This window comes from Paraflavitalea pollutisoli, from assembly GCF_029360705.1.
GTDB lineage: Bacteria > Bacteroidota > Bacteroidia > Chitinophagales > Chitinophagaceae > Paraflavitalea > Paraflavitalea pollutisoli.
The window spans coordinates 3,422,735-3,436,780 of the sequence record NZ_JARKMX010000008.1; the positions used below are offsets into that span (position 1 = coordinate 3,422,735).

General features: G+C 47.4%; 18 protein-coding genes. 10 read left to right on the forward strand and 8 right to left on the reverse strand.

Annotated features, from left to right (window positions below; genetic code table 11):
* Positions 1-205: 205 nt before the first annotated feature.
* The 6 genes from P2W70_RS27430 to P2W70_RS27455 form a co-directional block, all read right to left on the reverse strand.
* A complete protein-coding gene (locus tag P2W70_RS27430; protein ID WP_276484759.1) occupies positions 206-1,198 on the reverse strand; it encodes a helix-turn-helix transcriptional regulator in 993 nt (330 codons plus the stop codon).
* A gap of 292 nt (positions 1,199-1,490) precedes the next feature.
* Positions 1,491-2,075, reverse strand: coding sequence for a hypothetical protein (locus P2W70_RS27435; protein ID WP_276484760.1), 585 nt, complete (start codon positions 2,073-2,075; stop codon positions 1,491-1,493).
* A gap of 240 nt (positions 2,076-2,315) precedes the next feature.
* A complete protein-coding gene (locus tag P2W70_RS27440) occupies positions 2,316-3,446 on the reverse strand; it encodes a hypothetical protein (protein ID WP_276484761.1) in 1,131 nt (376 codons plus the stop codon).
* A 148-nt stretch (positions 3,447-3,594) separates the two neighbouring features.
* Positions 3,595-6,105: a DEAD/DEAH box helicase gene (locus P2W70_RS27445; protein ID WP_276484762.1), complete on the reverse strand. Its 2,511-nt coding sequence runs from the start codon at positions 6,103-6,105 to the stop codon at positions 3,595-3,597.
* Complete coding sequence (locus P2W70_RS27450) at positions 6,102-7,034, reverse strand: HamA C-terminal domain-containing protein (RefSeq protein WP_276484763.1); 933 nt, start codon at positions 7,032-7,034, stop codon at positions 6,102-6,104. Before P2W70_RS27450 ends, P2W70_RS27445 begins: the two co-directional genes overlap by 4 nt.
* Before the next feature lie 21 nt (positions 7,035-7,055).
* Complete coding sequence (locus tag P2W70_RS27455) at positions 7,056-8,042, reverse strand: bacteriophage abortive infection AbiH family protein (RefSeq protein ID WP_276484764.1); 987 nt, start codon at positions 8,040-8,042, stop codon at positions 7,056-7,058.
* A gap of 846 nt (positions 8,043-8,888) precedes the next feature.
* Between P2W70_RS27455 and P2W70_RS27460 the strand changes: the two genes are divergently transcribed.
* From P2W70_RS27460 to P2W70_RS27505, 10 genes are all read left to right on the forward strand, one after another.
* On the forward strand, positions 8,889-9,095 hold the full coding sequence (locus tag P2W70_RS27460) for a hypothetical protein (RefSeq protein WP_276484765.1): 207 nt from the start codon (positions 8,889-8,891) through the stop codon (positions 9,093-9,095).
* Positions 9,096-9,139: 44 nt separating this feature from the next.
* Positions 9,140-9,616, forward strand: coding sequence for a hypothetical protein (locus P2W70_RS27465; protein WP_276484766.1), 477 nt, complete (start codon positions 9,140-9,142; stop codon positions 9,614-9,616).
* Positions 9,617-9,668: 52 nt separating this feature from the next.
* Positions 9,669-10,103 carry a DUF6908 domain-containing protein gene (locus tag P2W70_RS27470; RefSeq protein ID WP_276484767.1) on the forward strand — a complete coding sequence of 145 codons (435 nt, stop codon included), beginning with the start codon at positions 9,669-9,671 and terminating at the stop codon, positions 10,101-10,103.
* 57 nt (positions 10,104-10,160) lie between these two features.
* The gene (locus P2W70_RS27475) at positions 10,161-10,541 is read left to right on the forward strand and encodes a hypothetical protein (protein ID WP_276484768.1); all 381 of its coding nucleotides are present in this window, start codon (positions 10,161-10,163) and stop codon (positions 10,539-10,541) included.
* 18 nt (positions 10,542-10,559) lie between these two features.
* On the forward strand, positions 10,560-10,802 hold the full coding sequence (locus P2W70_RS27480) for a hypothetical protein (RefSeq protein ID WP_276484769.1): 243 nt from the start codon (positions 10,560-10,562) through the stop codon (positions 10,800-10,802).
* A 4-nt stretch (positions 10,803-10,806) separates the two neighbouring features.
* Positions 10,807-11,118 carry a J domain-containing protein gene (locus tag P2W70_RS27485; protein WP_276484770.1) on the forward strand — a complete coding sequence of 104 codons (312 nt, stop codon included), beginning with the start codon at positions 10,807-10,809 and terminating at the stop codon, positions 11,116-11,118.
* A gap of 10 nt (positions 11,119-11,128) precedes the next feature.
* The gene (locus P2W70_RS27490) at positions 11,129-11,902 is read left to right on the forward strand and encodes a DUF3560 domain-containing protein (RefSeq protein WP_276484771.1); all 774 of its coding nucleotides are present in this window, start codon (positions 11,129-11,131) and stop codon (positions 11,900-11,902) included.
* Between the two features lie 110 nt (positions 11,903-12,012).
* Positions 12,013-12,276: a hypothetical protein gene (locus tag P2W70_RS27495; RefSeq protein WP_276484772.1), complete on the forward strand. Its 264-nt coding sequence runs from the start codon at positions 12,013-12,015 to the stop codon at positions 12,274-12,276.
* A gap of 276 nt (positions 12,277-12,552) precedes the next feature.
* Positions 12,553-13,020: a hypothetical protein gene (locus P2W70_RS27500; RefSeq protein ID WP_276484773.1), complete on the forward strand. Its 468-nt coding sequence runs from the start codon at positions 12,553-12,555 to the stop codon at positions 13,018-13,020.
* Between the two features lie 17 nt (positions 13,021-13,037).
* A complete protein-coding gene (locus P2W70_RS27505) occupies positions 13,038-13,382 on the forward strand; it encodes a hypothetical protein (protein ID WP_276484774.1) in 345 nt (114 codons plus the stop codon).
* Here the strand turns inward: P2W70_RS27505 and P2W70_RS27510 are convergent.
* Both P2W70_RS27510 and P2W70_RS27515 read right to left on the reverse strand, forming a co-directional pair.
* Positions 13,379-13,717, reverse strand: coding sequence for a hypothetical protein (locus P2W70_RS27510; protein WP_276484775.1), 339 nt, complete (start codon positions 13,715-13,717; stop codon positions 13,379-13,381). The genes P2W70_RS27505 and P2W70_RS27510 overlap by 4 nt on opposite strands.
* The gene (locus tag P2W70_RS27515; RefSeq protein WP_276484776.1) at positions 13,714-14,010 is read right to left on the reverse strand and encodes a hypothetical protein; all 297 of its coding nucleotides are present in this window, start codon (positions 14,008-14,010) and stop codon (positions 13,714-13,716) included. Before P2W70_RS27515 ends, P2W70_RS27510 begins: the two co-directional genes overlap by 4 nt.
* Between the last annotated feature and the right edge of the window lie 36 nt (positions 14,011-14,046).

The window sequence follows — 14,046 nt, forward strand, 5'->3', positions numbered from 1 at the left end:
GTTAAAGGCCCCAGGCCCATTTTGTTCCTTTGGAAAATCTTTTGAGAGGAAAACTGGAATGTCGATTGTTGCCTCGCTGAACTCGCGGAATCTTTATACTTCTACTTTATGGCAATTCCATCGAAGCAAATATAGGTGAACGCCCACAATCATGTCTCAATACCAGGGTATAATTGCTTAATTGCTGCTTTTTATTTCTTATTTGCTACTGGAATAATTCTAACAACATTACAATGCCTGTAATGTCAGACAACCGTTGCCACTTGGAAAGTGTCATCGTTTCCATGACCACAAAAGCGCGCCTCATGTTGTTGTAATTAGAAAAACCACAGGCCGTCGCCACCTCGGAGAGTGTCAGGTGCGGGTAAAACTTCATTACTCGTTTGGCTTCGCGGATCCGCTCGTACAGGAGATAATGGTAGGGTGTGATACCAAATACCGCTTTGAACATTTCTTTAAAATAGGTGATATTCATGCCAGCTATCCGGGCCCAGTCACGCAGGTGCTGTTTAAGCACAATTTGTTCCTTGATCAGCGCTCTTACCCTGAACAGGCTTTCAACCTGGCGTTCTGTGACCTGACGGTGCTGCCGTTTCATTGTCCTTGCCTCAATGACTTGTTCTATGAGATCTATGGCGTACGTTTCATTGCCGGGATTATCTACCAGATCTGTCATACAGTCCAACGCCCTGGCACTGGCGAAACCAGGACCATCCTGCAAGGACCAGGTTTGTGAATCACCTACCTTGTTAAGTAGCTGGTTGATCTCATCATTATTGCTCAGTCGTTGCAATAGTTGTGCATCGATTTGCAAATCGAATACCTGATATACCTGCCCCTTCGACAAGTACAGTTCGCTCTCTACATTGGGTGCCACTATAAAATTCACCTGGCCTTGCATCAGGTAATATTGCTTCTCATTGAGCCGGTAGCGCAGATTATTTTCTACCATTATCCGGAAACCCAAAAATGGCGCTGGATACTCGACACGCAACGTGGTATCCCGCGCAGGCATCAAGGTACTCTTGAATATTGTATAATGCTTATGTACATACGTTTGGTAAAAATATTGTCCACCTGGCAGATCCGCATCGTATGCGATGGCGCCTGGGATATAGGAATCCGGCCTTATTGGGGCAGTAGTCTGATCATGTTCCCTGAAGTGAATAACACCTTCAGACGATAATACTCTTATCATAGGCTTGGGTTATTGTAATGGATGATTGCTCGATCCTTCTATAGTCGAATCATCTTCAGGGGGTATGATCAAGGTTTCGTCTTTCTGTAACCGAATTTAATTAACTATCGCTGCATTTCCATCATCCTGATCAAAGGAACATATTACGAGGTCAGGGCTTTCTAAAAGAAAGACAATCGGTTATACATAATTGAATTAAGGGAATTTTAATCCTGACATGGTAGCCAGCAAGTTTTAACATTTCATATAAAAGGGGAACACCAAGTATTACTTGCTCAGCTGCAATGAGGGATCACCTAACTGGGTATATTAGATGCAGCATGTCTTTTTCATGATCCAACCGGCTTGTAGCAGCAGGTAGCGTGTCCTGCACTACCGTACACGTACGTTCAGCAAACTGATTACTGATATCAATGCCCAATTGCTGGCAGTAGTCCGCGATCATGTCCAGGTCAAAAAAGGCCATTCCTTCTCCTTGTTCAAAGGGCAGGCATTGCCCGAAATTCCTATCCGGAATCTCCTTACAACCCTTCGCCTCGATCTCACGGATCAGCGTGCCATTTTCATACAGTAAGAGGTAGGCATATTCCACAACTACACAATAGAAGGCTTGCAAAAATATTGTTTGCAATTGCTTAGATAGTAGCTTTCCCAGATCATGCAGGTGCATGAAGCTATTTACTTCGATGACTGTCCACTCTGCATAGCGATTAATGGTATAGCTGGACGGCGGGCTGTTGACAGCAGCCAGTACAGTCTCTGGTGCAGCTGGTACCGCGGCATTGTGGATCACCGAACCACAACCTGAATACCGCTGTACCAGGTCAACCAGGTGTTCCCTTTGCTGAGATTTTACATAACAACTGAGTAAATTCATGGAATGGAGAGGATTGCCCTAAACTTGCTATCCTTTAAGGTACACACCTAAGCGGTGGCGGGCAAAATATTTTTTTATTAATGAAATCGATCCTTGCTGCATGATACTGGTTATCATACCATTTCAGTTTTTACCGCTCGTAATATTGTTTCCATCCGCATCCTGCGTGGCGGAAAATGCACGCCCGGTAGTTGATGATAACCGGTATCAGCAATACGGAATTGTATTTGATCTAGCCCATCACGGTTTGTTGAACAGCTGGCTAATGGTGGTAGGGTTTATGCCAATCCCGAATCCCCACCAATACTTCTTATTGTAGATCCATTGTTTGCCGATGGAACTGGGTGCCCAATCAATCGCTGCCGGGACAATAAAGAACGTTATACCGTTATACGAATAAAAGCCAGAAAGGCCAATGGAAACATAAAATTGCTTTGATTTTTTATCCCCTGTTAACGAGTTATCTTTTACAACGGTTGCACCAAGCTCTTCAACGCCTGGTGTTATGATCACGCCTCCACCAAATTTGTGGGTTGACTTTTTACCGCTGGAAAAGTAGCGATCCAAAGTCCATTTAAAGATATCTATATTGACACCAATATTGGTAATACCAGACATCGCAGAAGCAGAAAATGTCGTATCCACGGGCGCACTGTTTTTATTAAGGGTAACCTCGGCCCTTGGCCTGATTTTAAAGGGAACAGTAACCAGCGACAGGGGGCTACTACTAAGATACCCTGAGCCAAACATGTAACTCCAATCATGAATAGCCAACACCTGATTTTTTCTCAACAATACCTGGCGCTTGGTAAAGCCTCCGTTCCGAAATCCCGAAATAGTCAGCAGGTTATTGGTTGATTCAACCTTGACCACCTCATCTAGCACAACAGTAGGGCTGTTCACGTATTGATCAGCTGAATATATCACATCATTTGCGGGCTCTATATTTATCATCTTTTGTGCTACCAAGCTGTTACTTAAATAAATCTGTAACGTCATGGCCTTATTTACATCGATAACCACGCCGGCAGGAATGATGATACTCACACGGGCCGACTTTGAAGCAACGCCAGAATCGAACGTGACTGCTGCCGGTGTCCATTGTAACACGATTCGCGCAGAATCATTAACAAGCTGGAGATTAGTTGGAACGTCCCGATAGGCAAGTGAAGCAGAAAATGGAATAGTCAACCCTCCATTCGATGGCACCGAATTAGGCGTCAGTTTTAATTCTACATCAATTTGAACGATCAATTTTTCGCCCGCATATTTACGGCCCACAAGGGGATTGGGTGTTACGCCAACTGAAATATCCTGGCAAAAGGTAGTCGCAGGTAACAGCAGAAGGAATAGCAGGTGCTTGATTTTCATAATAAGGCTTTATTGTCAGTAATGGTATGCAAAATGACTTGTGCTGCTACAATATTAATGGTACCGGCATCAGCCATGAAGGGTGAAATCACCTTTTTTTGTTTGACTGTTGAATCTCCCTTCAATGGCTGATGGTATTGCCGGTAGCCTAAATGTTATCCAACTGAACCTGGTACCAATATGGCAACTCCTTTCGGATACGGCGTATCTCTTTTATTAGCTCATTGCGAGAGGTGTCATTGTTGATATTACGTAGCAAGGATCCCAGGTAAATAGCCGTTTCCCGGGGAATGTTCAAGTCGATCAATCGCCGGGTCAGCGGCTTATAGGCACCTACTTCCAAAAATCGAGGATACATGCTGTCGCCTGCTTTTACATCATAAAGCGGTTTAAACAGCAAGGCCATCCCTTGTGCAATATTTTTCTCCATGTGCTTGATCGCGGCATTGATCCTTTTCGTGTTACCGCTATAAAATGAGGTGGCCAGGATCTCCCTGATCTGCTTTTCGTTTGCCCATTTATCCGCCAGGATACAGATTGAAATCAGAATATCTCTTTCGCCGGATTGTTCCACCTTAAAATGTCTCTTATAATAGGCAGGAAAATACTGCTCCATAAACTGTAGCAACGCTTTCAGCCTCGCCGCATTGTCGAAGTCGCCCGGCTTGGTAGGTAGTGTTACTGGCAACCTTAAAGTACGCATCCTTTCAAGGTCCAGCGGATCCCAATAGCGGTTACGCGCACACAGATCACGGTCCAATTCTATACTATTCAATCCGGCAATAATATCATTGAGTTCTCTATCTGTCAGTTGAATGCCCACACTATTAAGAGGTACCTGGGCTCTCAGGCCGTGCTTCAGCACCGTTTGACGGATATAGGTAGTAACGTAGCTGTACTCGGCATTTTCTTCAGTAAGACCTCTGCCAGCTTTCAGGTCACTGGTGATATCCCTTTTGAATTCGTTGTACTTTTTCCCATATCCTACCTGCAACTCTTTTTCCGTATCCTTGAACAAATCCAACTGCTGTGCTTTGCTTTCCTGGAAACTTTCTTCATCCATAATAAAGGTACGCCCGATGAAATCCTGCAGCAGCCTGCCAGCCCTTCCTCTAAGATTAGCCAGCTCGTAATTTGACAACCGCGAACTTTGTTGATTTTTCTTCTTCTGGTTCAGGTTGGGATTACGTATGATGATGTTCTGTACCGGCAGATTCACCCCTTGCAACAGCGTGGTAGTCGCTACCACCACCTTTATCGCGCCCTCTTTTACTGCATGCTCAACTACCCGCCTGACATGAGACGGTAATCGGGCGTGATGGTAGGTAATCCCTTTCCTGATCACCTCGGGTAAGCCATAATCCGGGTGAACGGTATCTGCTATATACGCAGCCAGGCCATTGAGGTATTCTTTATCCTGGTCCGGTGCAGACTGCTTCAGGTGGTCGGTGATCGTAATACAAGTATCAGGTGTTGGAGAGAAGATCAATACACATTCATCATCCAGGTTCTCAGCAAAACCTTTAAGATAGTTCAGGTATCCATCCCGGTATTGCACCTGGCCGTACCCTTTAATCCTTTCAGTTTCTGCAATCTTCACTTCCAGGGGTGCTTTAAGTAAATCACAGAAAACTTTAAAGTAATATTGCTCACCCTTGCGGTGAACGCTGTAAGTAAGGTTGAGTACTGGTGACGCCTTGGTTTCCTTCTTGACAGCATTCTTTCCGAAGATGTTTGTACTGAGTTCATCTATTTTAACAATACGCGGACCTGAGACGATGATCAGGTCTACTTCCACACGGTTGCGGAATTCTACCATCATATCATAAAGCACCTTTGCACGCAATTCATCGGGGTTACCCACCCGCTCCACATTCTGGATCTCATCAACCACCAGCATGCGTACTTCTCCGAATGGTACCTCCGGTAGTGAAAATGCCGCAATGGCTCTCTCTTGGGTAAGGACGTAAATTGTCTTTAAGGTATGGTGGGCAGGATTGTAGGATGTTTCTATTGAGTAATCCTGTAAACCAAATTGATTCAACATCTTACGAAAATCTCCCACCACCTGATTGACAAGGGACAACGTTGGCACAATGTATACTACCGTCCCATAATCTTCCAGGATCTGCTCGATAGCTTTGAGTAGAATCAGGAATGACTTACCTGCAGACGTGGGAGCTGATATACCCACCAGCCGTCCGTCACGCAGTGAATCCCACAACTCCTTCTGAAAATCCGTCAGCATGAAGCGCACCCCTCCAACGAATATCTCGTTTCTTGCTTGTGCCAGCCCTACCGCATAGCTGTTCATCAGGCCGGTGCCAAAGGAATAAGTTTTCTCTTGCCGGCTATATTCTCTGTCCAGCATGATGGTAGAAGGCCCAAAACCAGCCCGCGACAGCAGTAATAACAGATGGTCCCTGAGCCCATCCCAGGCAGGATCTTTATAATTCCACAACAGGGCTGCAATGCCAATCAGCAGACGTTGCGAAGGCTCATCTTTCTTCAACGAAAGTTCATTTATCACCACCAGGATTTCCATCAGAAAGTCCTCATCCAGTTTTTCCTGAACGTCACCTTCAAGGAACTGCAACCGGATGGCCTGTATCTTCAACTCAAATTGTAATAACCTGGCTAGTATTTCATTTGCAATCATTGCCTGCCTATTTTGGGTTCAAAGTGTGTTTTTAGCAAATCGTCCAAATCCCACACCGGCAGTATGATGTAATGAAACCGCGGGTGCATGCCTTCAGGGATTTTGTTGAACAGTTCACGTTCCAGCCGCTGACCGCGCTCTTCAATCACCTGCATGATCTGCTGTTTGATCTCCGCCTCACTATTCTTAGTAATCTGCTTGGTCTCGTGGTACACAATGATCGATACCAGGTGTACCTCCTTTTCGGCTATAGTGTTATTGATGTATCCCCTGGCCACTTCCTGCAGTGCCGGATCTATAAAATCATCGTACAGGTAGCTACCCAGTTCAGTGCGATGTTTATAGTATGTTTTCAGGATACTTTGCAATGCATCTTCAAACGCTGCAGCAAACCGGTATTCGGCCGTATAGGTCTTCGCCTCACCCAGGAAAAACAGGTGCTTCTCGGCTTGCTGCTTGTAATGGATGGCATCCGCACCCAATCTTTCCATTGCCGGTGTCAGGGCAATAGGCATTTTACGCAGTAGCGGAACAGCTCTGAAGAAGTGCTGGATGAAATTAAACAACAGTAGTTCCCCAAACTGCCCCTGCAGTGTGATATCCCGGCCGTCACGCGGCCTGAACTTCTTCATTGCATATTGCGTAAACTTGTTCCAGGCATTGCGTTGTGATCGATCCTCACTAAGGAAACTATTGATGATCTCCTGGGCCCTTTGTTCACTATAGACCCACTCATTGATGGTATTCAGCAGTTCTTCGCAGAACTCCATACGGGATTCCATCAGATCGCTGTAATTGATACACGCTCCGTAGTGATCCTTGGCAGGAATTAGGTTAAATGGCTGCTGAACGTAATAAACATGATTCATCAGCATCCGCGTGGTAGTAAGCAGGGCCTCAACCTGCTCGGGTGTGATAATTGTACTCATGATGGGTTGTAAGTTGATGGGTTAAACAATAGTGGCTTCTTCCGGCTGAAGGACCATTCTGGTAGCAACCTCATTAAAAAGCAACAATTGCGGGCTGTATAAGGCTGGGAGCTTGTCAAAGGTTACCAATGACAGGCTTACGCGTATATCTTTGAAAGCCATCCGTTTGGGTTGAAGCTCATTAAAATTGTAGTAACTCACATACCACTGTACAACATCCCGATTGATGTATTCGGAGATAGCCCGGAAATACGGCATATCAACCGGTGACATGGAATGCCCCAATACATGGACTTCTTCTACGTCCTTTAGACCGGTAAAAAATGCCGCATGTTCCTGTAAGATCTTTCTGGTAGGTTTGTAGTTTTCCTTCCAATAATCATCAATGACCCGTTCGGCCTCATCAACCCGCCAGTCTCCTGTATCGTCATCCTCATCTTTGGGCGCTTTCTTTTTCCTGGGCGGGATGGTTTTCGGATCCCTTGCATGTCCCAGCACCAGACTGGAATTGGTATCGACGGCTTTACCATGTATGTATACTATTCTCTCTTCTTTGATACCATATACCCGTTCCAGGGTATCTGTATAGTTAAAATTCAGGTACTGCGCATCACGCGCGATATTTACCATCCGGTCATGTACACAGGTTGGGAACTGCCTTACTTGGAGAATCCACTCCGTGAAACGCTTTTTCATTTCTTTTGTCAGCAGATCGTAATCTTGTGAAACAGACAGTTGGTAGTCCCAGTAACCTGAATCTTTCCAGTCTGCTGCACCGTAACTGGGTAAACTGTTGATGTTCCCCCATAACACATCGTCAGGGTCCAAACACTCTAAGGCACTTTCAAAGTCACTCCACAGATGTTCTACTGGTAGGTACTTCTCTAACTTATGACGCAGCCATGAATCGTTTTCCTTCAGGTACTGCTCAAAATCCGCATACCGGGAGCGGATACCATGGTGGATATCGAAACCGTTCCCGATCACATACAATCTCTTTTTCTTCATATCAGAACCTCCTTTTGGTTTTACTATTCCTTTTCACTGTTCCGGTTTACTTCATAGGCATATTACTCACGGGCTGGCTGATCATTGATGCGATCAGCAGCGCGCACAGCATAGTTATTCCACAACCAGTTTTTACTGGCCGTCGGGCATTACAGACGACTTTCCGAGGGTGGATTTACATAGGATCTGAAGACATCAAAGGTTGGGTCAACGACAGCAGATTTAAAGGACTATTGGCACCGGCACTGATCATTTATCTTCCAATCGCATGGTATAGTTGCAATATTGGACAGGATGGCCTGGTGCTTTGGCATGCAAAAATATAACAGTATTCGTACCAATCGCCTGGAAATAGCTAAAATGTCTGCTAAAACGCTGGCAATGCGGCTTTTAAAGAATTTTCCAGCAAAAACCTGCACATTCCTGCTGAAAGTTTTTCCATCCACCGGAATATATTTCCCAGTTACTGACAACACTGCGTACACGAACTGAAAAACTGGCTGCAAGTTTACGGATTTCCGTATTCATAAAAAATGGTCTCATGCCTGAGACCGGTATGGGTAAGACATGGTGGTAGCCAGCGTCCGGGCCCTGATTAGCCGTTCCTTGCGTCGCACTCTTGTACGCCTTTTCCAACCTCTCCCACCTGTACAACTTCACAGATATCGTATTGCATTACTCCGAGCCACGAACATCCCTGGAAAAAAATCTCCACCGCTGACGCAGTAGTATTTTTTTCTGGCGGGCCGTTCTTACGGCCTGCGTAATGCAATGAAACGCTTTGCGTGCCAAAAAGAAAGAACGCGGCGCTGATGCCGCCATTTACTCACCACAAACTTTTTGGCTATGCAACCACACCATCTATCCCGCCTCATGTACCTGTCATGGGAGATCCAGCGCAAACGGCACAACAACAGGTCTAAAGCCCTGACAGCTGCGTGGGCCATCATCAACAACGCAGATATCACCATTCACTACCTCGTACGCAAGCACGGTACTAACCGGACCGTACCGCAGAACGACAACCGCAAACTTTCCCTTTTTCATTCATAGCGCATAAACCACCCGCGCGCCCCGGGTTGGCAGGGCGCTTTGTTATGAAATACTTTTCAGCATGTACCACACTCGAAGAAGTTAAGAAACACTACAAGCAACTCGCATTAGAACATCACCCCGACCGGGGAGGCGACACCGCCACCATGCAGGAGATCAACACCGAATACGCATTTGCCATCGCCTTTATCGCTAAAGGAAAAGGCATGACAGATGAACAGGTTGATCAGGAACTGAAACTGTCCGAAGAGTACCGCCAGCAGATCGATAAAATTATACACCTGCCCGGCATCATCATCGAACTGGTTGGCAACTGGATATGGGTAACCGGTGAGACTAAGCCCGTAAAAGATAACCTGAAGGAAGCAGGCTACTCGTTCGCCTTCCAGAAAAAGGCATGGTTCTACCGTAACGAAGCCTTCAAAAGCTACGGCAAAGGCGGTTCGCTCGATCAGATCCGCGCCAAATACGGCAGCCACGCAATACACACACACCACCGCAAAACGCTCGATCAGGAGTAACCCCGTTACTCCTGCTTCCCACCACTTTACCGCACCGCTAAAAAACACCACTATGGTACGCATAAAGAAAAACACCAAACACGTATTCGCTTACCTGATCGACAAGATCGGATCCGGTATCCACCTCACCCTTGAAGCTCCTGAAGTCATGCCATTTTGCATTGACATTGCGCAAAGGGATATACAAACCGCATGGGGCACCGGTATACACTACTATGTATGCCACTGGTTCCAGCAGGGTGAAATGATGTTCCGCGATCCCGGCATGGCGTTCATCGTCGTGGACAATCGCGCCACCCCGGATGATGTAGACAACCTGCACATCATTCCACAGCTGTTTGCCATGGATTATTGCGGCATCTACCGGCAGTCAGCCATTATAAACAATCATCACATCGTAAGCGAATACCCCAGCCTCCAACAGGATCAGGCTGCATTCCTGGATATCTGGTTTACCAATCTCCAACAGCAAGGATTCATTCAATAACTCCCAGGAGCGGGAAGCCTCCCGCTCCCTTTTTCATCACCATTTAAAAAACACGTTATGCAACCACTTAGCAACATGCACAATGTACAGCGCGCTAAACTGCTGTGCAGTCTCATCCCAGAAGAGATACCCGCTTTTCTGGAAGCCCTTCAAACTTACGCCAGCCAGATCACCAGGGACCCCCAAGCTGTGCGCGCCTCCTTTGAGCAAAACCCCAATCCGATTCTCGGAGCCGGTGACTGGATTGCCATGGCTGAAGAGGTACAGGAAGCACTGGGCAAACACCGTCAGCAAATGCCTGCAAAAAGCGCCCTGTTTGCCGATCAGCTTTTCGATGGCTTACTGGCCCTGTTCACGGCGCACTGCATCAATGAATACAGCGCTACACTGCCCGCCGATAACAAGTTCCGGCAAGCGGCCACCCTTCTTTTTTACTAACCATTCAACACCCGCATCATGACACTACAACTCTATATCTCGGGCAGCATGACGCTGCCGGATGATAACCAATGGCAATACCGGTTCTACGTGGAAAGCGAAACCTCCAACAGGCTGTACATCATATCCCAAAACATCAAGCACCGCCATTGGGGCTGCAGCTGCCCCGGCTGGAAACGATACCGGAAATGCAAACACCTGCAGGCCCTTGGACTACCGGGCAACGAACAACCATTTGAAGTCAACCTGATTAAAACCTGATACCATGGCTAAAGGATTTTTGGACGGTTACAAAACCTACGATACCACCGGCGGCCACGGCCATCCCGGCAAATGGAAAAGCGCTTTCCGTCAGCGCATGAGCACCGAAGATGCCCGCCAGATACTGAACAAGGAGCAGGATACCCCTTACTCCATCCTTGGCATCGCAGCTACTGCCACCAAGACCGAGATCAAAAAGGCTTTCCGTGAACTCATCAACCAGTGGCACCCGGACAAGAATCAGCACCGCATCGAGGAAGCCGAGCACATGAGTAAAAAGATCATCGCGGCGTATTCACTGCTCACCAATCAATAAACATTTTTTTATGAGACACAATTTTGAAAAGCATAAACAACACCGCATCGATAATGCCAAGCGCCAAGCCGACAAAAACAATAAGTTGTCCGACAGCCTGCACAAGCAGGCCAACAACATGCAGTCCTACATTCCCATGGGGCAACCTATAATGGTCGGTCATCATTCGGAGCAAAGAGACCGCAACTACCGAAAGAAAATACAGAACAAATACGGCAAGGCTTTCAAAGTAAGGGACGCCGCACAGTATTACAGCGACAAAGCAACCACCATCCAGAACAATAGCGCTATCTATAGTGATGATCCCACCGCCCTTGAACAGCGGCTGCAAAAACTGGCTGAGCTGCAGGCATGGCAGCAGTTCATGAAAGATGCCAACAGTTGCATCCGCAAGAAAGATAAAACAGCCTTCCTGCAGCTGCCCAGCGCTACAGAACAGCAGTGGAACGAGCTTACCAAGCCCGACCGGGTACATGGCTGTGGTTATCCCCGCTACAAACTTCAGTATAACAACGCCGAGATCAAACGCCAGCAACGACAAATTGCCTTCCTGCAGGACCAGTTCACCATGCCCGTACTGGATATTACCGTCAACGATATCCGGCTTCTGACTAACAAGGACGCCAACCGTATCCAACTGATCTTTCCCGGTAAGCCTTCTGAACAGATCCGCCAGCAGTTACGCAAAAATTCGTTTAAATGGAGCCCAACACAAGGCGCCTGGCAACGCCACCTGTCACCTGAAGCGGTCCGCATTGCCACCCACCTGCTGAACACTTTCTGATCATTCATTGAGCCGGGAATATCCGCCCGGCTCCTTATTCTTTCACACTACTTTTTTGCACCATGCCCACCAATGATATCGCCGCCGTTCTTCACAGATGCCAACAGCAGATGAAAACCAGCTATCCCGGAGCGCTGGTACTGATCGGTCAGCCAGGCGCCTACATCGCCCTGCAGAAAGATGCTGTTTTTATCGCTGCCCTGTTATCGCTGCCCCTGCGGGAGCCAACCGAACGCATCCCCGAAACACATGTGGTATTTCCCGCCGATGCACTGCAAACCTACTTGCCACGCATTGCCCTGCAGGCATTGGTAGTTGTCGCAGAGGAAGTGCAGCCCGAACCGGGCCAGCCCCACCAGCTGGCTTTGTTCTGAAGTCGGGTAAAAAAGCTGCCGCCCTTCAGGGGGCGGCAGCTTGCGATCAGCGAATGGCCGTTAATGGATGCGAGAACCACAGCAAAGCTGGAAATAACCTATATTGCAGGACGATTCCTGACAGTATCTGGGCGTGAGAAAGCCAGGCATTGTCAACAAGGAATCCAGCCTGCTTTTAGCTACATGCAGATCATAATGATCTTTGTCTGCATCCGCTGTCTTCCCTGTTGTTCATAACCGGGTTCAATTTTATTTTTTAATTGAAACCTTCTTTACATGAACAACTCCATCAGTCCTCCCCTTGCATCGGGGCATTTCAACGAAAGAATGTACATCGATGCTGTGATGTCTTTTGCCAAGATCCGTAATGGCCTCAATGACATTTCCCGCAACCTCATTTATCAATTACCAAGCGCCGCAGGTCCCTGGACTTTTCCCTCCGGTTACCACCTGACGGCCTATGCACTCGAACACATCCTGAAGCGACACTATGCTCCCTTTGATCGATCGGTTGCGACCAGTAAATTCACCATCCCGCTATTAGAAATTACTGCACTGCTCCGACAGGCATACCAGGAGCCCGCGCAGCCTATTGTTAAGGTCGCCAGCTATGAACGTACCCTGGATACGGGCCGTATTATCGGACGCGACCAGCAGGGACAGGAGAGCTCCATCATCAGGGTCGTGATCGATCGAACCGGATGGATCAAAACAGCCTATCCGATCCCCAACGCTATCTACTAATTACTCAAACATGTGCCATGGAAAAGTCTCAGGATCCCGTACCAGCATACCACCAGCAGTTTATTACTGATTTGCGCAACCACGATGCTACCGCCATCAACTACTTGCAGGGCTGTTATATCTGTCCCCTCATCTTTATCCTGTTGCCCGCCACCAACAGTTTCCCGGAAGCCTTTCAGATTGTGATCAAAACCTTTAACATTGCCAGGGATCGCATCGGCGAGTACATTGATGAGCCAACCAATAGCATTTACATGTGGCTGCTGCGCTTGATGACAGATTATCTGGGAGAGACGCCCGGCAAGGAACAGTACCAAACCTACCTGTTGAAGTTGGTCGGCAAAACACAACCGCCTTACTAGATCTCCGTAATGTCTTTTAAGGCCAGTTTGCCCCTTGCAGTCAACCCCGTCAGTAAACGATAGCTGCAGCCCACCGGGCAGCGGAAGAAATCAACAGTACCCCTACCAACGCGGTAACTCCCGGTTGCGGACAGGTATACCGACAGCTGGATCTGCTTGCCTGTCACTGTAAGCGTGAAATACCCGTTTATCGCCAGTACCTTGTCCGCCCACATCTTAAAATCAAGGACGGCAACCAGCCATCCACCCGGAAGCTGTCCCGGCAGGTAGTCATACTGCCGGGGCAGGTATCCTTTTTCCTTCGCCTGCTTCCAGGTCAATACACTAGGCGTCACGACGGCTGTTTGGAAAGCAGTGAATTGATCCGTTCGCTCATTTCTTTTAGCCCCGCTTTCTGCAACAGTTCCCCATTGACTTCCGCCAGATCATGCAACAACTGATCATCTACCATTGCCAGCAAACCGGTTTTATCGCCTTCCCCTTTAGCAGCCATCCCAGCTTCAATAATTCTTGTCAGCACCAGTACCGCTTTTCGAGGTAGGTTTAAACCAATCTTTACATGCTCACTCATCCCCGGAGAAGCCAGCATCATTTCATACACCATCGCAACATCTTTCTGATTAAGCATACACACTTTCTTTGATTGTGATAAAATAATTATGCA